16 protein-coding genes and 2 pseudogenes are annotated in these 20573 nt (G+C 34.6%); all 18 read left to right on the top strand.

Annotated elements, in window-relative coordinates; genetic code table 11:
- Positions 1-13: 13 nt before the first annotated feature.
- A pseudogene (locus ACTQZM_RS08435) lies at positions 14-589 on the top strand (DegT/DnrJ/EryC1/StrS family aminotransferase); the annotation flags it as partial.
- 148 nt (positions 590-737) lie between these two features.
- Positions 738-1970 carry a DegT/DnrJ/EryC1/StrS family aminotransferase gene (locus tag ACTQZM_RS08430; RefSeq protein WP_441653492.1) on the top strand — a complete coding sequence of 411 codons (1233 nt, stop codon included), beginning with the start codon at positions 738-740 and terminating at the stop codon, positions 1968-1970.
- A 12-nt stretch (positions 1971-1982) separates the two neighbouring features.
- Positions 1983-2678, top strand: coding sequence for a sugar transferase (locus tag ACTQZM_RS08425; protein ID WP_441653486.1), 696 nt, complete (start codon positions 1983-1985; stop codon positions 2676-2678).
- Positions 2679-2690: 12 nt separating this feature from the next.
- Entirely contained in the window at positions 2691-3827 is a 1137-nt protein-coding gene (locus ACTQZM_RS08420) for a glycosyltransferase family 4 protein (RefSeq protein ID WP_441653485.1), read from the top strand.
- A complete protein-coding gene (locus ACTQZM_RS08415) occupies positions 3828-4397 on the top strand; it encodes an acyltransferase (RefSeq protein WP_441653484.1) in 570 nt (189 codons plus the stop codon).
- Positions 4397-5509: a glycosyltransferase gene (locus tag ACTQZM_RS08410; RefSeq protein WP_441653483.1), complete on the top strand. Its 1113-nt coding sequence runs from the start codon at positions 4397-4399 to the stop codon at positions 5507-5509. The genes ACTQZM_RS08415 and ACTQZM_RS08410 overlap by 1 nt, the downstream gene beginning before the upstream one ends.
- A 39-nt stretch (positions 5510-5548) precedes the next feature.
- A complete protein-coding gene (locus tag ACTQZM_RS08405; protein WP_441653482.1) occupies positions 5549-6823 on the top strand; it encodes an O-antigen ligase family protein in 1275 nt (424 codons plus the stop codon).
- Complete coding sequence (locus ACTQZM_RS08400; protein ID WP_441653481.1) at positions 6820-8073, top strand: glycosyltransferase family 4 protein; 1254 nt, start codon at positions 6820-6822, stop codon at positions 8071-8073. The genes ACTQZM_RS08405 and ACTQZM_RS08400 overlap by 4 nt, the downstream gene beginning before the upstream one ends.
- A 2-nt stretch (positions 8074-8075) precedes the next feature.
- A complete protein-coding gene (locus tag ACTQZM_RS08395; RefSeq protein ID WP_441653480.1) occupies positions 8076-9320 on the top strand; it encodes an oligosaccharide flippase family protein in 1245 nt (414 codons plus the stop codon).
- A gap of 92 nt (positions 9321-9412) precedes the next feature.
- The gene (locus tag ACTQZM_RS08390; protein WP_441653479.1) at positions 9413-10417 is read left to right on the top strand and encodes an acyltransferase family protein; all 1005 of its coding nucleotides are present in this window, start codon (positions 9413-9415) and stop codon (positions 10415-10417) included.
- A pseudogene (locus tag ACTQZM_RS08385) lies at positions 10414-10830 on the top strand (DapH/DapD/GlmU-related protein); the annotation flags it as partial. The gene ACTQZM_RS08390 and the pseudogene ACTQZM_RS08385, both read left to right, overlap by 4 nt.
- 240 nt (positions 10831-11070) lie before the next feature.
- Positions 11071-12105, top strand: coding sequence for a polysaccharide biosynthesis protein (locus ACTQZM_RS08380; RefSeq protein ID WP_441653478.1), 1035 nt, complete (start codon positions 11071-11073; stop codon positions 12103-12105).
- Between the two features lie 98 nt (positions 12106-12203).
- On the top strand, positions 12204-12701 hold the full coding sequence (locus ACTQZM_RS08375; protein WP_441653477.1) for a PglD-related sugar-binding protein: 498 nt from the start codon (positions 12204-12206) through the stop codon (positions 12699-12701).
- A 140-nt stretch (positions 12702-12841) separates the two neighbouring features.
- Positions 12842-14038, top strand: a complete 1197-nt coding sequence (locus tag ACTQZM_RS08370; RefSeq protein WP_441653476.1) for a UDP-N-acetyl glucosamine 2-epimerase — start codon at positions 12842-12844, stop codon at positions 14036-14038.
- A 27-nt stretch (positions 14039-14065) separates the two neighbouring features.
- The gene (locus ACTQZM_RS08365) at positions 14066-15259 is read left to right on the top strand and encodes a polysaccharide biosynthesis C-terminal domain-containing protein (protein WP_441653475.1); all 1194 of its coding nucleotides are present in this window, start codon (positions 14066-14068) and stop codon (positions 15257-15259) included.
- A 524-nt stretch (positions 15260-15783) separates the two neighbouring features.
- Positions 15784-17136, top strand: coding sequence for a phosphoglucosamine mutase (gene glmM, locus ACTQZM_RS08360; protein WP_441653474.1), 1353 nt, complete (start codon positions 15784-15786; stop codon positions 17134-17136).
- Between the two features lie 877 nt (positions 17137-18013).
- The gene (locus tag ACTQZM_RS08355) at positions 18014-19357 is read left to right on the top strand and encodes an AAA family ATPase (protein WP_441653473.1); all 1344 of its coding nucleotides are present in this window, start codon (positions 18014-18016) and stop codon (positions 19355-19357) included.
- Positions 19358-19367: 10 nt separating this feature from the next.
- Complete coding sequence (locus ACTQZM_RS08350) at positions 19368-20228, top strand: hypothetical protein (RefSeq protein WP_441653472.1); 861 nt, start codon at positions 19368-19370, stop codon at positions 20226-20228.
- Positions 20229-20573: the final 345 nt, after the last annotated feature.

The following is a 20573-nucleotide window of genomic DNA, read 5'->3' as shown; positions in this document are numbered from 1 at the left end:
GAAGTTAAATAGAATGAATTTTAAACCCTTTGAACAGAAAGTATGGATATCATCACCAACCATGCATGGTGATGAATTAAAATATATTACAGAAGCATATGAAACTAATTGGATGTCAACAGTTGGGAAGAATATAGATGAAGTTGAACGTATGATAAGTGAGAAAATAGGGGTAAAACATGCTGTAGCGTTATCCTCCGGAACATCAGCCTTACATTTTTCTATTAAACTTGCAGGTGTTAAACCGGGAGACAAGGTATTTTGTTCTGATGTGACTTTTAGTGCAACTGTTAATCCTGTAGTATATGAAGGTGGTATTCCGATATTTATTGATAGTGAGTACGATACTTGGAATATGGATCCAATAGCATTGGAAAAAGCTTTTGAGCTATATCCAGATGTAAAGGTAGTTGTATTGGTGCATCTTTATGGTACACCAGCCAAAGTGGATGAAATAAAAGCAATATGTAAGAAATATGATGCAATTCTAGTAGAAGATGCCGCTGAATCATTGGGAGCTACATATAAAGGAAAGCAAACAGGACAATTTGGCGCCTTTAATGCTATTTCTTTTAATGGAAATAATTTAACGGCTTAATAGGCCTAACTAGTATGGTGCCGGAAGAATAGATGGGCACTTTTGAAGCTGAGATTTCGTCTGTGATACAGACCAATATAGAGGGAGAAAATCCCAGGAGGAAATACAAAAAATGGCTACTGCTGAAAAGATTAATGAGATGAATAAGAGAAACATTCCATTCAGCCCACCTGATATTTCTGAATTAGAAATCGCTGATGTTGCAGAAGCATTACGTTCTGGATGGATTACAACAGGTCCAAGAACAAAAGAATTAGAGAGAAGACTTGCAGAGTTTTGCCATACATCGAAAGTCGTATGTCTTAATTCCGCGACTGCTGCTGAAGAACTTAATTTCCGTATTTGTGGTATTGGTGAGGGAGATGAAGTCATTGTTCCTGCCTATACATATACCGCATCAGCATCCGCTGCAATTCATTGCGGAGCAAAAGTAATTTTTGTAGACAGCCAGGTAGATAACTGCGAGATGGATTATGAAAAAGTAGCTGAAGCTATTACTGAAAAGACTAAAGCAATTGTAGCTGTAGATCTTGGTGGAATTATTGCTGACTATGATCGCCTTTTTGAAGTAGTAGAAAGCAAGAAGTCTCTTTTCAAAGCTAAAGAAGGGGATTCTCTTGGAGCAAGAATTCAGCAGGCTATTGGTCGTGTAATTGTTTTCGCAGATGGAGCACACAGCCTTGGTGCAAGCAGAAACGGTAAGATGGCTGGTGAAATTGCTGATTTTACAGATTTTTCGTTCCATGCGGTGAAAAATTTCACTACCGCTGAAGGTGGAGCTTCTACCTGGAGAGATATTCCAGGTATTGATAATGATGAAATGTATAAGCAGTATCAGCTTTATAGTCTTCATGGTCAGAGTAAAGATGCTCTTGCAAAAACTCAAATTGGTGCATGGGAGTATGACATTGTTGGTCCTTGGTATAAGTGTAACATGACTGATATTATGGCAGCTATTGGCTTAAGACAGCTTGACCGTTATCCAGGGATTCTTGAAAGAAGAAAAGAGATTATTGCTAAGTACGATGCTCTTTGTGATGAGCTTGGTGTGATGCATCTTGCACATACTGGAGAGAATTTTCAGAGTTCTAACCATCTTTACTTGACACGTATTCCAGGGGCTTCTGATGAGGTTAGAAGAGAAATCATCATCAAGCTTGCTGAGCGCGGGGTAAGTACGAATGTACATTATAAACCACTTCCGATGATGACAGCATATAAGACAATGGGTTGGGACATCAAAGATTTCCCGAATGCCTATGCGTACTACGAGAATCTGATCACACTTCCGCTTCATACAAAGTTAAGTGACGAGGATATCGATTATGTAGTTGAGAACTTTAGAGATGTGGTTAGAGAATACTTGAAATAAGGAATGAGGATAATGCTTAAGAAATGGGATGATCTTCCTGATTTCATGAAGTGTGATGAGGTCAAGGAGTATTACAAAATAATAGAGAAAAGAAAAGTTAGTTTATTTCTAAAACGTGCATTTGATCTTGTTGCTGGTTTGCTAATGTTTATTATTCTTGCAATACCAATGGCAGTTCTTGCAATATGGATTAAGCTTGATAGCCCTGGCCCTGTGTTTTATAGACAAGAAAGAATTACTACATATGGTAAGCGTTTCAAAATTCACAAATTTCGTACTATGGTTGCTAATGCAGATAAGATAGGGACTGCTGTTACTGTTGGAAATGATAGTCGAATTACAAGAGTTGGTGCGAGACTCCGTGATCATCGTTTGGATGAGTTTCCGCAAGTGTTTGATATCTTATCTGGAAATATGAGTTTTGTCGGTACTAGACCTGAAGCGGTTAAATATGTTAAGCAGTATAAGCCTGAATATATGGCAACGCTTCTTTTGCCAGCGGGAATAACATCGGAAGCAAGCATTCGCTATAAAGACGAAGCTGAATTATTAGATGCAGCAGATGATGTGGATAGAGTATATGTTGAAAATGTACTTCCTGGAAAGATGAAATATAACCTTGAAGCGATTAGAAATTTTTCCTTTATTGGAGAGATTGTGACAATGTTCAGAACTGTATTTGCAGTTTTTGGCAAAGACTACGAGTAAGAGGGGGCAGAAATGAGTAAGAAAAAGCCTCTCATCGCATTACTAACTAATAATGACGATGATGTATATTGTTTTAGAAAAGAATTGATAGAGGGACTTTTAGGTGAGGGATATGAAATGTTAATTTCATGTCCAGATGGCCCAAAGTTTGAACTTATGAAAGATATTCCATTTCGGTATGATAACCCCATAATAGACAGAAGGGGAACAAATGTAATTGCCGATGGGAAATTGTTCCTTCATTATAGAAAATTATTTAAGAAAGAACGACCAGATGTTGTTCTTACATATACAGCAAAACCTAATGTATATGCGTCAGTAGCTGCAAGAACACTTGGAATTCCTTATATTAATAACGTAACCGGAATTGGTTCTGTAGTGAATATGAAAGGTATAAAAAAAGCTTTTATACTAAGATTGTTTAAGTTTGCATATCGAGGCGCTGCTTGTGTAATGTTTCAAAACTCTACAAATATGAAACTAGCAGTGGATTCTGGTATGGTCAAGGGAGATTATAAGCTGATTCCTGGTTCAGGTGTAGACTTGTCCCGGTATCCTATCCAGAGTTATCCAGCTGGTGGTGATGGAAAAACAGGAGAGACAATTGTTTTTAATTATATTGGCCGTGTTCTTCATGATAAAGGGGTAGATGATTATATCGAGGCAGCTAAACGGATTAAAAGAAGCTACACTAATACGGAGTTTAATATGTTAGGTTTTATTGAACCAACTGAAAATCATTATGAAGATGATTTGAGAATTCTAGGAGAACAAGGAATTATAAAGTACCGTGGTAGTCAAAAAGATGTAAAGCCTTGGATTGCAAGAGCGCATGCAATTATTCATCCGAGTACATATGGGGAAGGTATGAGTAATGTACTTCTTGAGAATGCAAGTTCGGGACGATTCCTTATCACAACGGATAATCCAGGATGTCAGGAAACAGTAGTTGATGGAAAAAGCGGTTTTATCTATCACGGTGGAAATGTTGATGCATTGGTAAAAACCATAGAAAAGTTTTTGGCGATGGATAATGAAACTAGGGAAAAAATGGGAGCAGCAGGAAGAAAGCATGTAGAGGATAATTTTTCTAGGGATATTGTTATTGCTGCTTATAAAGAAAAGATAAAAAAGATTTTGGGTGATTAAATGAATAAATATTTACATGCGGGTATTTGTCTGGGAATAGGATTGTTGAAATGTAGCACACTGAAAATAGTTAGAGGAACTTCTTTTGATTTTTCTATACCTAATTTAATATCACCTAGAACTGAGTTGACACTAGATAAAGGCGGTTCGTTATCGATTGGAAAAATGCTACGGCTTAGAAGTGGAGCGAAAATTCGAGTTCGAAAAAATGCAGTTGTGAAGATTGGAAAGAACCTAAGCATGAGCAATAATTGTATGGTAGTTGCTTGGGAAAGAGTTGAGATAGGTGACAATGTACAATTTGGTCCAGGGGTTTTAGTATATGATCAAGATCATGACTATAAGGCTGAAGGTGGACTTGCTGCAGAAAAATATAAAACATCTCCTGTAAAGATTGGAAATAATGTATGGATAGGTGCTAATGCGATAATTTTAAGAGGCACTGTAATCGGCGATAACTGTGTTGTTGCAGCTGGAAGTGTTATTAAAGGTGTTTATCCCGAAAATACACTTATATATCAGAAACATGATACTGTAACAAGAACGATAAACTATAAGGAAAATATGTAATGGGAGTAATACTATATATTGGCGGATTTGAGTTGCCAGATAAGAATGCAGCGGCTCATAGAGTATTAAGTAACGCCAAAATCTTAAAACAAAACGATAAAGAAGTAGTTTTTATTGGTGTTAATAAAACGCTTAAATATGGGACTGATATTTTACAGACAAAACAAGACGTGCAAGGGTTTGAAAGTTATGAAGTAGCATATCCTAATGGAAAGAAAGAATGGATAGATTATTTAACTAAAATCGAGAATTATATAAAAATAATTGAAAACCTTGAAAATGTTGACTCTGTAATTATGTACAATTTTCAGGCCATTGCTATGGGAAGATTATTGGAATACTGTAAGAAAAATGATATTAAATGTTATGCTGATGTTACTGAATGGAGATCTGCAAAAGGCGAATCACTTATCTATAGAATTTTAAAAGATTCAGACACTTGGTACAGAATGAATATATTACATAAAAAAATGGACGGCTTAATTGTAATTAGTAAGTACCTTGAACAGTATTATTGCAAATGTAACAATGTCGTCTATATACCAACATTAACTGATACGAGCGAAGATAAATGGATTAACACATACACAAAAGAAAAGAACTTTTTGAAGTTAGTTTATGCCGGAAATCCAGGAAGAAAAGATCGTTTGGATAAACTGGTTGAGGCATTAGATCAAGTAAATGTTCAGTATAGACTAGATATAATCGGGATTACGTATGAACAATACTTAAAATATTATCCTGGTCATAAGACTATGTTAGACAATAATAAAAGCATTGTATTTCATGGCAGACTAACTCATTTAGAAACAATTGATTATGTAAAAAAAGCAAACTACAGTTGCTTTTTACGAGAGGATGACAGAGTTAGTAAAGCTGGTTTTCCAACTAAGTTTGCAGAATCAATTTCTTGTGGAACTCCAGTTTTGACTAATAAGACAAGTAACATTTCAGAGTATTTTTCAAGAAACGAGAATGGGGTTTGTATAAATTCCTTTGATCCTTCAGTTATAAGTGAAGTGATAAATAACCTTCCATTCGAAATGACAGTCAGAAGAGATTTATTTGATTATAGGAATTATAATGCGTCCATTTCCAATTTTTTTGATTAATAATACAGTGAATAATGAAAGGATAGAAAAGAGAAGATTATGAAAAATGATAAATCGACAAACATAGAAATCTTATTATTTTCTGCCGTGATCATTATTGTTGGTCAATTAGCATCTAACAGTAAATCGGATGCTATTTTACTTGGAGCATTGTTTATATCCATTTTAGCATCATTTGTTTTGCCTCAGCGTGCATTAATGCCATTTATGCTCTGTATGATTGCTCCTAATAGATTGTTAACATATGGCCCAATTTCAGCTCCTACCATCATCATGTTGGTAGGCTTGTTAAAGAAGCTTAACATTTGTAGATGCCAACCTAAAAAATTCTTTTTGAGTGCAGCATCTCTAATAGGGTATACAGTAGTTACTATGTTTATAGGAGAATCAATGGTGCTTGATGCAATAAAAATAATAGTAGTGCTCCTGTTTTTTATTCTTTATACAGAATGCGAAGACATTCAAAGTTTTTATGTTAAATCTGTACTGTTTTGCTCGATGGGTTGCTTGATGTCAGCTGGAATAGCGATAATGATTAATCCAAGTTCTATTTCTGATGCAGGTAGATTTACAGTTAGTGGTTCAGGAGAGAATGTTTTAGGTATTTTATGTGCTATTATGGCCATTAACATTTTAGTAATTGTTCTTAATAACAAGGTAAATAAAAAGATAGTGTGCTTATCGATTGCGGCTTTATTGTGCGCAATAGGCTTTCTTACTGGATCAAGGAGCTTTTTGTTGGCGATAGCAATGGGTATAGTTGGTATTATTGTCATGCTTATTATTAAGCTGGAAATGAAAAAACTATTTAAGATAGGGCTAATTATTGTCGTAGCTGCGATTGCGGTATTGTTTGTTTTTAAATCAAGCAATTTCATTAATAATTATTGGAATCAAATAATGTATAGAATCACAAAGTTGCAGGGTGTTGATGTTTCTAATGGAAGATATGATTTGTGGAATCAGTACGTGGAGATTTTTAAGGAGCATCCGGTTTATTTGTGGTTAGGTGGATTAGGCGTCGGAGAATACGGTTTGCAGTATGTTGCGCACAATATGATTATTGAGCAGATTGCTTCGTTTGGAATAGTTGGCTCAATTATTATTTTAGCATTGTATGCATCCGTAATATCAATTATAGGAAGTTATTCTTGTAGTTATATTAAATTGTTTACATTTTCGATTATTCCGCTAGTTGTACTATTAGGATCCAGTATGGTTTCACATACATTGTTGGGTATTCCTCAAACAACTATGCTATTTATATGTGTTTTTGCATTGTTTAATTCAAAGAAAATGGAGGCGGCACTATGAAGGTACTTTGGGTAACTGCTCAGGTATTACCATTGGTATGTGAAGAACTTGGGTTGAAAAAAAACGGCTTTGGCGGCTGGGTGATGAATATGTTACAGCAGCTAGAAAAAGATGATCAAATGGAGCTTGCTGTTGCAATGGTCTCAGCTAAGACCAAAGATATTATGCAGGTCAAAAAAGGTAAGATAGAATGTTTTGTTGCGCCTGAAAAAGACAATAAAAACATGAGTATTGAAGATAGGGATAGCATTATTGAAAGCTTTAAGCCAGATATCATCCACATAGAAGGAAATGAATTTGGTATCCATAATGTATTTTCTTTGATAAAGGACATACCAGTACTTGTTTCGCTTCAAGGTATTTTATCAGGTTATGAACAGTATCAATACGGAGAACTTCCTATTGCTGATTATATGTTTAGCCCATCGAAGCATAATGCTGTTTCTTCATGGATATTGTACTTCAGAAAACATTTTTTATTTGATAAACGAGTGTCTATTGAAACAGACACAATAAAGAATGCGCAGTATATATCTGGAAGAACATTTTGGGATAGAGCGCATAGTTACTGGATTAATCCAAATGCTGAGTATTTTCCATGTAATAGAATACTTCGCCCTGTTTTCTATGAAAAAAAATGGAGTTATGAGGAATGTGAACCATTAAGTATATTTGTAGGAAATGGGTATTCTCCTTTAAAGGGGGTACATAATGTTATAGATGCTGTTGCATTGTTAAAACGTGAATATCCGAATATCAGATTGTATGTTGCAGGGGATAATCCAATATGTAAAAAAGGATTTTCTGTCAAACGTTTCGGGTATAGCAATTTACTCAGGAAAAAAATTAAGGAAAACGACATAGAGCAAAATGTTATATTTACAGGATTACTAAGTGGCGAAAAAATGGTTGAAAGAATGTTGAAATGTAATGTTTATGTTCTGCCTTCGCTTATTGAGAATAGTCCTAATACATTAGGAGAAGCAATGATTGTTGGTATGCCTTGCGTTTCTGCTTACACTGGTGGCGCTTCTGAAATGGCAATTGATGAAAAAGAATGCTTATTCTATCGTGCTAATGATCCTAAACTTTTAGCATGGCAATTAAAAAGAGTTTTTAGTAATAGACAGTTTGCTGAAGAACTGGGAGGAGAAGCAAGAAAACATGCAAATATAACTCATGATCCTATTCGTAACAGGGATGCATTGATTTTTGCATATAATAAAATGCTTTCTCAGCAAGAGGGATAAATGTGAATGTTAATAATAGAAAAGAAAAATCAGTAGTTGCGATTTATGGAAAAATTGTATCATATAAATTAATTTGTGTAGTTATTGGTTTTTTAAATTCAATCTTAATAAATCGATGCCTGGGTGTTGCATTAAGGGGCGAGTACACAACAATAACAAACTGGGCAAGCCTGCTACAATTGTTTTTAAATTTAGGTATTGGAACAGCTTATCCCGCTTTTAAGCGAAGATATCCAGAACAGGGGAAGATAATTTTCTCTACTTTAACGTTGGTTGTTGCTATTTTCTATCTAGTAGTAGCAGTTGTTCTGTTCCCGTTTGTTAGTACATCAACAAGATTTATAATCGCTATTGCTCTGTTAACTACAGTTGAAAATCTTCTGATATTTATTGCCATAGTAGAAGATGTATCGAAACGAAATGCAATTAATATAGTAACATCATGTATTCATACAGGTGTTTTATGTTTGGTCTTTTTCTTTTTTAGGAAGAATCTTTTTCTGGTTTTGGCGGCTATAATTTTTGATCATTTGGTGTTGTGTTGTTCATTTGTTTATCTATACAGGTTAAAGGAAATAAATTTCAATCTGATCACAAAAAAACTACTGAAAGAGATATTAATAATCGCAATTCCGGCCATGCTGATGAATATGTTAATGTATCTTAACTATCACGCAGATGTTCTTTTTTTGAGTGAGATCACAAAAAATAATGTTGAAGTTGGCTTATATGGTACAGCAGTAACTTTAGGTAATATGCTGTGGATTGTACCTGATGCATTTAAGGATATCCTTTACAATAGGGCAGCAAAAAAAGATAACCCTGATGAAGTTATCATAGCAATTATTTGTAATTTTCTGCTTTGTATTGTGATTTTAATTGGTTTTGTGATTTTGGGAAAATGGTTCTTGAATTTTATGTATGGGCAAGAGTTTGTTGCGGCATACCCGCTTGTGCTAATGCTTTTTGTTGGAACTTTACCTATGGTTTTATACAAATTGATTCATCCAATTTACATCGCAAACGGAAAAACAAAGGTTGTTGTTATTTTGTTAGCAATTGCAGTAGCATCTAATTTTGTTGGAAATTTGATACTTATCCCTAAATTTGAAGGAATGGGTGCAGCAACTGCCTCTGTTATCTCATATTCTATCTGTGGTGTAGCTTTCTATTTGAAATTTACCAAAGACTATTCTGTAAAAGTGCTTTTATCAATAAAAAGTGTACTCAAGAGGATGAAGAAATAGGCTATTTAAGCATTTTAGTATTGGGTGTTCGAACATAAGAGGAAGAAAAAAGGTTATCAATAATGTAGTATTGGCTGAAAAGGAAATTGAAGATGGATAAAACGGTGAGTTCTAATAAAGGTAGATATTTGCAATTAGATATTTTGAAAGGTGTCGCTATTTTTTTGGTAATGACATATCATTTCTTTTATAGATTTATCGAATTGTATGTGCCGCAAATGAAACCTTGCTTTATTTTGAGCAAATGGGGAGTTGTAGGCGTAACAATTTTTCTTTCCATATCGGGTTACTTAATGTTTACAAGTAACGAGGGAGGATTTCATTTTCTATTCAGAAAACTTCTACGCTTATGGCCTACATACATAGTAGCGATCACAATTTGTTTTATCGTGACAAATATAATAACGCTGCCTGTGAGAACTGTTGGAGTTAAAGAGTTTGTATTGAATTTCTTTTTAATAAATGGCTTCATAAACGTGCCTTATGTTGACCCTGCGCATTGGTATATAACAACGTTAATCGGTTGTATAATTGTATATTCAATAGTTGGTTTGTTTCCACAAGCAAGCAAATGGAAAGTATTAAGTTTTTGTGTAATTATATGCACAGTTTTGGCATTGAGCATTGACTTCATATGCCCAGCTAGTAAAGTCTTAAGCTTTATTTTGTCTCTTCTGGGTGGAAGATATTTAACTATGCTCGTTCTTGGCTCAGCTATTAGATGTATACATGAAAGTATGCAGAAGACGCAAGGATGGGTATTAGCTCTGATTACAGTAGTTTGTAATACATTGATGAATAGCATTGGATATTCGCTAATACTTGTAGTAATAGGCGGTTGCCTGTTTTTCCTAATTAAAATAAATAACATTCCGTTTGGGAAAAATGTATTTAGCGAATTAGGTAAGAGATCGTATTCATTGTTTTTAATTCATCAAAATATTGGCTTTTGCCTTATTTATATATTAAGTCGTAAATTTGAGTTTTCTTATATGTTTTCGATAATAACTGAAATAATCATGATTGTTTGTGGTTTGGTTCTTTATCGATTGGTAGAAAATAATCCACTGGTAAAGGCGAGGTACATAAAAAAATGAGTTTTTTTAATAATATAAAAAAAATAAAGAGAAAATATTATCAATTGCTAAAGCCTGTGGTATACGCAACTAAAGTTGGAGTGAATTTCCCAGCCGGTGAATTACACTTATACGGGCATATTGATTGGGGTACTGAACCTTGGATTATTACATTGGGTAAAAATGTCCATATAACAGAAGGAGTAAAGTTTTTGACCCATGATGGAGGAACACTTTTATACCGAAAAGAAATTCCAGATTTAGAGATAACAAAGCCGATTGTAGTTGGGGATGATGTGTATTTTGGTAATAACGTTATAATTCTTCCAGGTGTTACAATTGGAAGTAATGTTGTTATAGGAGCAGGTGCAATTGTTTCACACGATATTCCAGATAATTCTGTGGCGGTCGGAGTTCCTGCACGCGTAATTAAATCAGCAGATGAATATCTGGAAAAGTTAAAACGAGAATCCATACATTTGGGTCATTTAAAAGGGCAAGAAAAAGATAAAGCTCTTATGAAGTATTTTGGTTATGACGGTGATTCTAAAGGCATTTACTTTTAATAGTATTTGAAGAGTGCGAGAATACATAAGCTTTATCGTATGTAGTTGTTCAAACAACTACAGAAAAGCGAATAGTAAAAAGAAATTTAATCAAAAAGGAGAAATACTATGTCTTTATTTAAAGATAAAACACTTATGATTACCGGAGGCACCGGTTCTTTTGGAAATGCAGTATTAAATCGTTTCCTTACAACTGATATTGGAGAGATTCGTATTTTCTCCAGAGATGAAAAAAAACAAGATGATATGCGTCATGAATTTCAGGTGAAGATGCCTGAAGTTGCTGAGAAAATTAAATTTTACATTGGAGATGTACGAGACCTTCAGTCTTGTAAGAATGCTATGCATGGTGTTGATTACATTTTCCATGCAGCTGCATTAAAACAGGTACCATCTTGTGAGTTCTTTCCAATGGAAGCAGTAAAAACAAATATTATCGGTACAGACAATGTTCTTACAGCTGCCATTGAGGAAGGAGTTGAGGCAGTTATTTGCCTTTCTACAGATAAGGCTGCCTATCCAATCAATGTCATGGGTAAATCTAAGTCTCTTGAAGAGTCAGTGGCTATTGCAAAGAGTCGCTATTCTGGAAAAACAAAAATTTGTTGTACACGCTATGGTAATGTTATGTGTAGTCGTGGATCTGTTATTCCACTTTGGATCGATCAAATCAAAGCTGGAAATCCGATTACTGTTACTGAGCCAAACATGACTAGATTTATCATGTCCCTTGAGGAAGCAGTTGATCTTGTTATTTATGCATTCGAGAATGGTGAGAACGGTGATCTACTGATTATGAAGGCTCCAGCTTGTTCTATTGGCCTTCAGGCAGAAGCTGTCTGTGAAATGTTCGGTGGCAAGAAAGAAGATATAAAGGTTATTGGTATTCGTCATGGAGAGAAAATGTATGAGACATTACTTACAAATGAAGAGTGTGCCAAGGCAATTGATCTTGGGGGATTCTATAGAGTGCCTGCAGATAACCGTGGGCTGAACTATGATAAGTATTTCAAGGATGGAGATGCAGAGAGAAATACACTGACAGAGTTCAATTCTAATAATACGATATTGTTAAACAAAGAAGAAATCAAAGCCAAGATGCTGGAACTTTCCTATATTCAAGAAAGATTAGCCGAAGAATAATTATGTGGAGAAGCAATCAGCTTCTCTGATTTCAGACCTCGAAATGGCTAATAGTATATCTGAGATTGAGCGAGAAATGATGGAAGGAAATGGTGAATATGAATCTAGTTATTTTAGGCCAAGGTGGTTATGCTTATACAATAAAAGATGTTGCAGAGCAACTTGGTTATGACATCATAGCTATGCTCGATGATAAGGATCCGGTACATCCACTTTTCTCCTTTAAAAATTATATTTCACCTGAAACAGTATTCATTCCAGCGTTTGGAAACAATGAGTTTCGACTTTCATGGTGTGAGAGACTTGAAACTGCTGGAGCAAAGTTGGCAAAAATTATCCACTTTACTGCCTATGTATCACCAAGAGCCATAATTCATGATGGAGTAGTAATATTACCACACGCTGTAATTAACACAGATGTTGAGGTTAAGCGAGGATGTATTATCAATATTGGAGCTATTGTGGATCACGGAACGATACTCGAAGAAAGTGTACATCTTGCTCCGGGGGCAATTGTGAAAGGTGAAAATAGGATAAAACAGTGTGTTAAGATTGATAGTGGTGAGGTTATAGTTGCAAGACAGTGGCCATTGTAAAAGAAATAAAAATGGATTCTTGGTGTGAGAAATGCACTATTCAAAAATGAAAAAATCATCGGTGGAAAAAGGTCGCATGAAAATGTACCGACGGTCACAGATAAAAACGTGGTTGTAAGTCCACAGAAGGAGAAAATTTTATGGTTGAACATAAGTTTAAATGGAAAAATGACGGTCGTCTAAAAATCATGATTGGATGCGGAACAAGACCCGAAATCATCCGTCTTGCGGCTGTAATTAAGAGATGTAGAGAGTATTTCGATGCCTGCATTGTATATTATAATCAGAACTGGGATTGCAATCTAAGTACTGTGTTTTGGGAAGACTTTGAACTTGAAAATACATTTGGAGAATATGGTCCGGACATCCTGGTTCCGGTTGTTGGTGAGAACCTTGGTGTGACCTGTGGAAATATCCTCGGTAGATCGTATGAGCTTTTGAGCGAGTTGCAGCCGGATGGATATCTTGTTCTTGGTGATACCAACTCATGCCTTTCTGCTATTTCTGCAAAGAGACTGCATATTCCGCTGTTCCATATGGAGGCTGGAAACAGATGTAAAGATGAGTGCCTTCCGGAGGAAACGAACCGTCGTATAGTAGATGTGATCTCAGATGTGAACATGTGTTATTCTGAGTTTGCACGTAAATATCTTGCTGATACGGGGCTTCCGAAGGAAAGAACCTATCAGACAGGTTCACCTATGGCAGAAGTACTTCGCATGAATCTTGCAAAGATTGAAGCATCTGATGTTCTAGATCGTCTTGGACTTGAGCCTAATAAGTATATTTTGCTTTCTGCTCACAGAGAAGAAAATATCGATACAGAAAAAAACTTTACATCTCTGTTTACAGCAATTAATGCGTTAGCAGAAAAATATGACATGCCAATTCTGTATTCTTGTCATCCAAGATCAAAAAATCGACTTGAAAAGTCTGGATTTAAACTTGATCCTAGGGTTCGCGTTAACGAGCCACTTGGATTTAATGATTATAACAAGTTACAGATGAACGCTTTAGCAATCGTATCAGATTCTGGTACACTTCCAGAAGAATCATCATTCTATCTTTCAATTGGTCATCCTATTGCAGCTGTATGTATCCGTACATCTACAGAGAGACCAGAAGCTCTTGAAGCTGGTGACTTTATTCTTGCTGGTATTACCACAAACGAACTTTTGAATGCAACATCTATGGCAATTGATATGAAACAGAAGGGTATTCTGGGTAAACCTTGCCCTGACTATGTGGATGAAACTGTATCTATGAAGGTTGTACGAATTATCCAGGGATATGTAAATGTTGTTAATAAGATGGTTTGGCGAAAGGATAGCAAATAATAGATTACTACTGCGGAGGAAACCATAATGAACATATTAGTTACAGGTGCAAAGGGAATGGTAGGAACTGCGCTTTGCAATAACCTGAAAAACATACGTGATGGGAAAAATAGAACAAGAAATATCGAGATCGGTGAGATATATGAATATGATCTTGATAGCACACCTGAGGAACTTGACGAGTACTGTGCAAAAGCAGACTTTGTCTTCAACCTTGCTGGTGTAAATAGGCCGGAAAATCCAGAAGATTTCATGAAAGGAAATTTTGGATTTGCGTCTACTCTTCTTGATACCTTAAAGAAACATAATAATAAAGCTGGCATTATGCTGAGTTCTTCTGTGCAAGCAACATTGGCTGGTCGTTTCGGTAATTCTGAATATGGCAGATCAAAGAAAGCAGGAGAAGAACTGTTCTTCCAGTATGGAGAGGAGACAGGAGCAACTGTATTTGTATATAGATTTGTAAACCTTATGGGTCATAGCAGACCTAAGTACAATTCAGCTATTTCTACATTCTGCTGGGCGATCGCTAATGATGAAGAGTTTACTGTGAATGATCCTTCTGTTGAGTTGGAAGTTCTGTATATCGATGATCTGGTAGAGGGAATGTTTGATCTACTTGAAGGGAAAGAGCAGCACTGCGAGTTTGATGGTGTCGAAACTGTATTAGCAGCTAATGGACGTTATTGCTGCGTGCCGGTTACTCATAAGGCAACTCTTGGTGAAATAGTTGATCTTCTGCAGGAGTTCAAGCAGCAACCAATGAATCTGATGATGCCTAAGTGTCCAGAAGGTTCATTTGCGAAAAAGCTTTTCAGTCTCTATCTTTCTTACCTTCCTGTAGACAAATTCAAATATGCAATGAAGATGAACGTAGATCAGAGAGGATCATTCACCGAGCTGATGCATACAGTTGATTGTGGTCAGGTTTCCATTAATATTTCTAAACCGGGTATCACAAAAGGCCAACATTGGCACAACAGCAAGTGGGAACAGTTCATTGTTGTACACGGACATGGTCTTATACAGGAGCGTAATATTAATACAGGTGAGACTGTGGAATTTGAAGTATCTGGCGATAAAATTGAAGCCATCTATATGATTCCTGGGTGGACTCATAACATCATTAATCTTTCTGATACAGATGATCTTGTTACAGTTATGACTTGCAATGAGATTTTTGATCCAAGTCACCCAGACACGTTTTTTGAGCCAGTATAAAAGATTAGTAGCCCATAATAGCGTAAAAATAGGGGTCTATGATATTCAGTGTTATCCTCCATTTGAGTAACAACACTAAATATCATAGACCCATTGACGGTAATGTCATGGCGATGTTGTTTGCAGTTGAGTAAAGAAATAAGATGTTTCTTTTTTGTAGATGATGAAATCTTGTCTTTAGTTAGGTGTTTGTAAAAATTATGTGAGTGTATATGATGGATGTTTTTTATTTAACTATATTCGTTTTTTTAAAAGTTTCATATTGTTATAAAAAATAACTTTAGCACTAACTATCTATCCAATCTTTTATCTTTATGTTATGTCCTGTATTTTCAAAAAAATATGGAAATATACAATATTACTGTTTACACATGTTATTAAATTTTTTAGTGTGAAAAAGAGATTTTAAATCATATTAAAATGGAGTTCTCCTTTTAAAACTAATTTCATCTGGGATTTAATACTTGTAATAAACATACATTATAAGTTAAACTTGATTTATCGATTTCTTTTAGGAGTGTATTATGGGTAAATATTTTGGTACAGATGGGGTACGCGGTGAAGCAAATGTGGAACTAACCCCTGAATTAGCATTTAAATTGGGACGTTGTGGTGGCTATGTTTTAAGTCAGCATGAAACGGGGCGTCCAAAAGTTTTAGTAGGTCGCGATACACGTATTTCAGGCGAATTATTAGAATATGCCTTAATTGCTGGTCTACTTTCAGTAGGTATTGAGGTATATCGTCTAGGGGTCATTTCTACTCCAGGTGTGGCTTATTTAACACGTACACAAAAAGCAAGTGCAGGGGTGATGATTTCAGCTTCACACAATCCAGCACAAGATAATGGAATTAAATTCTTCGGTAGTGATGGGTTTAAACTGGTTGACGATCAAGAACTAGAGATTGAAGCTTTGTTAGATTCCGAAGTGGACGAATTACCACGACCTTCAGCACAAGGTTTAGGAACTGTTAATGAAATGCCAGATGGTTTGATTAAGTATGCTGAATTTTTAGCTGAAACGATTCCTGGCGATTTATCTGATATGAAAATCTGCTTAGATGCAGCACATGGCGCGACTACTCCAGTTGTGAACCGCTTATTTAAACAATTAAATGCAGATTTTTATACAATTGGGGCGAATCCAGATGGTTTAAATATTAATGACGGTGTTGGCTCGACTCATCCAGAAGCTTTAAGTGAATTCGTCCGTGTGAAAGGGGCAGATGTTGGTTTGGCCTTTGATGGGGATGGTGACCGTATCATTGCTGTAGATGAGCTAGGTAATATTGTGGATGGCGATAAGATCATGTATATCTGTGCAAAATATCTAGCGGCTAATCATCGTTTGAAGAAAGATACCATTGTTACAACTGTGATGAGTAATCTAGGTTTCCATCGTGCAGTTGAAGAAATTGGTTTGAAGGATGTTGTAACTAAAGTGGGCGACCGTTATGTAGTGGAAGAAATGCGTAAGAACGGTTATAACTTTGGTGGCGAACAATCAGGACATATGATTTTCTTAGATTACAATACAACAGGTGACGGAATTCTTTCCGGGTTACAATTATTGAACATCATCAAGGAAACAGGTAAAACATTATCTGAGTTAGCTAGTGAAGTCACGATTTATCCGCAAAAGTTGGTTAATGTTCGTGTGAAGGATAAAAATCATGTCATGGATCATCCAGTGATTCGCGAAACTATTGAAAAATCAGAAGCTGCATTAGGTGAAATAGGCCGTATATTGGTTCGCCCATCCGGTACCGAACCATTATTGCGCATCATGGCCGAAGCACCAACCGACGAATTGGTGAATTACCATGTAGATACTATTGCGCAAGTCGTTAAAGAACAAATCGGCTTAGAAGACTAACGGAGCTCATTGCCACAAGAATCACCATTTTGGCAATTTAGCTTATATAGATGATTCTCCCCACAAGTTTGGGTCAGTTGTGATTCTAGCTTGTGGGGAGTTTTAAGAGAGAAGATTGAAAATATTTTTTTATTTGTTTTAATGAGAGAGTCAAGTTCATGGATACGATTCACTATCTAATATGGTCAGAGGAAGCACAAGAAAAATGTAAAATTGGCTCTATCTGTACCGAAAAATATCAACACTATTTCAAAAAAGAAGCCTGAATGCTTCTCAATTTGAAGAAATGATAGCATATCAAGCTATTTGACGTACCTCCATCATCCTATCCAATGCTTACTATTAAAATTTGTAACGTAGTCTTTACAAGAATACTGTTCTTTACCACTGTTACTGTCGTAAAGAAACTCATTTAGAGCATCACATTTAGGACAGCGGATGTGAGAAGGAGTTTGTTTATCATTTCTATGCTGAACAGGCTTAAGTTCTTTGCCATGTACAGCTTTATATTCAGCTAGAAGAATACGATAGTTTTTTCCTTTTAATTTTCTTCGATGATGGGTAATTCGTCCACTAGAAATTTTTGATAATTAAGCGCTGTTGGTCGTTCTAATGATAGTACTTTAGATTGAAGCAGAATTAAAAGATTAGAATGAAAAATAGTTTTTATTTTAGTATTGATTGTTTAGCTTAAATGGTGTATTAATGCAGTTGAAATTTGAATCATCCTTTCTGGGAACGTTATTTATCCAACTTTTTTCTACAAGAAAACGAGAAGGTTTAAATACTTTTTTTGTTTTTTGTTGAAATATCACTACTTTTAAGTGGAATTTAGATTAAATTTTTGAATTAACTGATTTTTGTGGAGGGTATATATATGAAATTACTTTGTTTACAGGTAGAAAAGCTTTATGGTCATTATAATTATGATAATATTGTGTTTAACTCAGATGTAACTTTTTTATATGGTTTAAATGGATGTGGTAAAACAACTATATTAAATATTACAGAGGCAATTATCACAGGAAAGATTTATAAGTTATTTGATTATACTTTTAAAAAAATAGTGTTGAAGTATGCACCGAAAAATAATGTAAACGATATTCAAGAAATAGTTATAGTCAGAGAAGACAATCAGCTTCTAATTACATTTGAAAGACAAGAAAATACGATTGAAATAGATGCAGGAATTATTAAAGAGAGCAGAGGAAGAGATGGAGACTTTGAAAAAGCAAGATACTATTTTAATAGATATTCATTTTTAATGGAGATAAAAAGGACTTTTAATTATGTCTATCTTCCATTGAATCGTTCTTCCGTAGTTTATGAGGTTGATAATGATGATAGCATGTATTTATATCGTAAAAATAGAGCTTTTTATGCTGATGATTTATTTGATGAGCCTGCTAATAAAGATATAGCCATGATACAAATTGAAAGATTAATAGAAGAAAGTTGTAGACGAATTAATTTTAAAATTTCAAATATCAATGATAGATTTAGAAATAATATACTGCAATCTTTATTAGATGTAAATGAACAATATACAGATTCGAATACTCTTCTCAATGAAATAATAAGTCAGCAAGCAAATGTTAATAGTATTAAACAAACCAAAACGGCTTATATAAAGATATTAAAAGAGTTGTCGTTAATAAATAATGACGAGGAAATTCGTTTTGCAAAATTTTTTGATGAAATATGTGAGGATATCAGCAAGAATAAAGATAAGATTTCGTTTACAACATTATTAAAGATGAACGAAGTTATTAAGATAAAAAAAATTGTTTCGCTTGCAGAAGAGACTGAAGAAAAAAAAGCAAGTATTAGAAAACCGATAGAAAATTTTATAGAAACTATGAATGATTTTATTAATACTGGTGAAGATGAAAAAGAAATTAAGATTGATTCAATGGGACGTGTGTATTTTACCACAAAGTATAATAAAAAACCAATTAGTATTCAATATTTATCTTCTGGAGAAAAACAATTGATAACTTTTTTTGCAAATTTAATTTTCAAAGTTAAAAGTAGAAAATCAGGGATTTTTGTTGTTGATGAGCCAGAACTGTCACTCCATCTTTCTTGGCAAAAAATATTTGTAGAAAAAACATTGGAAATTAATAGGAATATTCAGCTAATATTTGCAACTCATGCACCAGAAATTATAGGTAAAAATAGAGACAAAATGTTTAAACTTGAGAAAAAATATGTTGATTAGGGGAGAGAATATGGGAAGTACAGATGACTTAAGATATTCATCTGAAGCAGTAGAAACAGAATATTTATTTTTTTGTGATTTAAATGATATAAATATATTTGTTGAAGATGAAGGTAAAGAATTTGAATATGAAACCATTTTTAAGAGATTGCTGGGAGAAAAATATAAGATAACAAAAATTTTGGGTGTTGGAGGCAAAGTAGAGTTAATAAAATCCTTTCGAGAATTTGGAACAAACAATCTAGATAATCCTAAAATCAAAAATGTTTATATTGCTGATGGAGATTTTGATAGGTACATTAATGAAGAAAGTTTGATTGATAGTCCCAATTTTATTTACTTAGAGACATATAACATAGAAAACTATTTTATCGATAAAAAAGCAAGCGAAAAGTATGCCAAAGGACAATTAAAGTGTTCAGATAATGATGTTGAGATAAAAGTTGATTTTGATAACTGGAAGAAAAAAATTGTAGAGCAGGCGAGTAGATTATTTTTTTATTATTGTTATATAAAAAAAGAATACCCAAAAGAACAAAGTGTTTCCCGTTCACCGTATCTTTTTATAAACGATAAAGATGGTTTTGAAAGAGATGGGGCTTTTGAAACATATCAGAATTTTGTATTTACATTGAACAATAATGCAGAAGATGAAGTTCAAAAAATTAGAGAGCATTTTTATGGAAAATGTGATGATGTGTTTAATTTGATATGTGGAAAGTTTTTATTGGAAAGTTTATATTGCCATATCAGGTCGGTTACAAAGGGAAAGTTTAGAAAATATGATTTCAGGTGGCATTTGATATGTAATTTTGATGTTAAAAAATTAGGATACATTAAAAATAGAATTTTGACAATTATGAGCACTTAAAAATTGATTGACAATTATGAGTGCTTAATAGGTTGTATAAATAATACACAGCCGAGAGGTTTTCATTGCGAAAATCCCACAGCTTTTTCTAGTGTAACGTAAGCGTTGGATAACATAGCGGTATTTCCTTCTCCTTTAATTTTAGGTAGTATAAAGCTATCAAAATTGAAGGAGGTTTTTTCATGTCTCAGTCACAAATTTTTCCAGTAAGGCTTACTGACAACGAGAAAAATCGTAAGCGCCCAATAACGAGGTATATTGAAAATCTCCAAAGTCACTCGACGCTGGAGATTCTTTTTTTTATTTACAATTTGCTTGTACAGTTTCTGACCATGGCAAATAAGC

This window comes from Enterococcus cecorum (assembly GCF_052119425.1).
Taxonomy (GTDB): Bacteria; Bacillota; Bacilli; order Lactobacillales; family Enterococcaceae; genus Enterococcus_E; species Enterococcus_E cecorum_C.
This window is presented reverse-complemented; position numbering and strand designations above follow the sequence as displayed.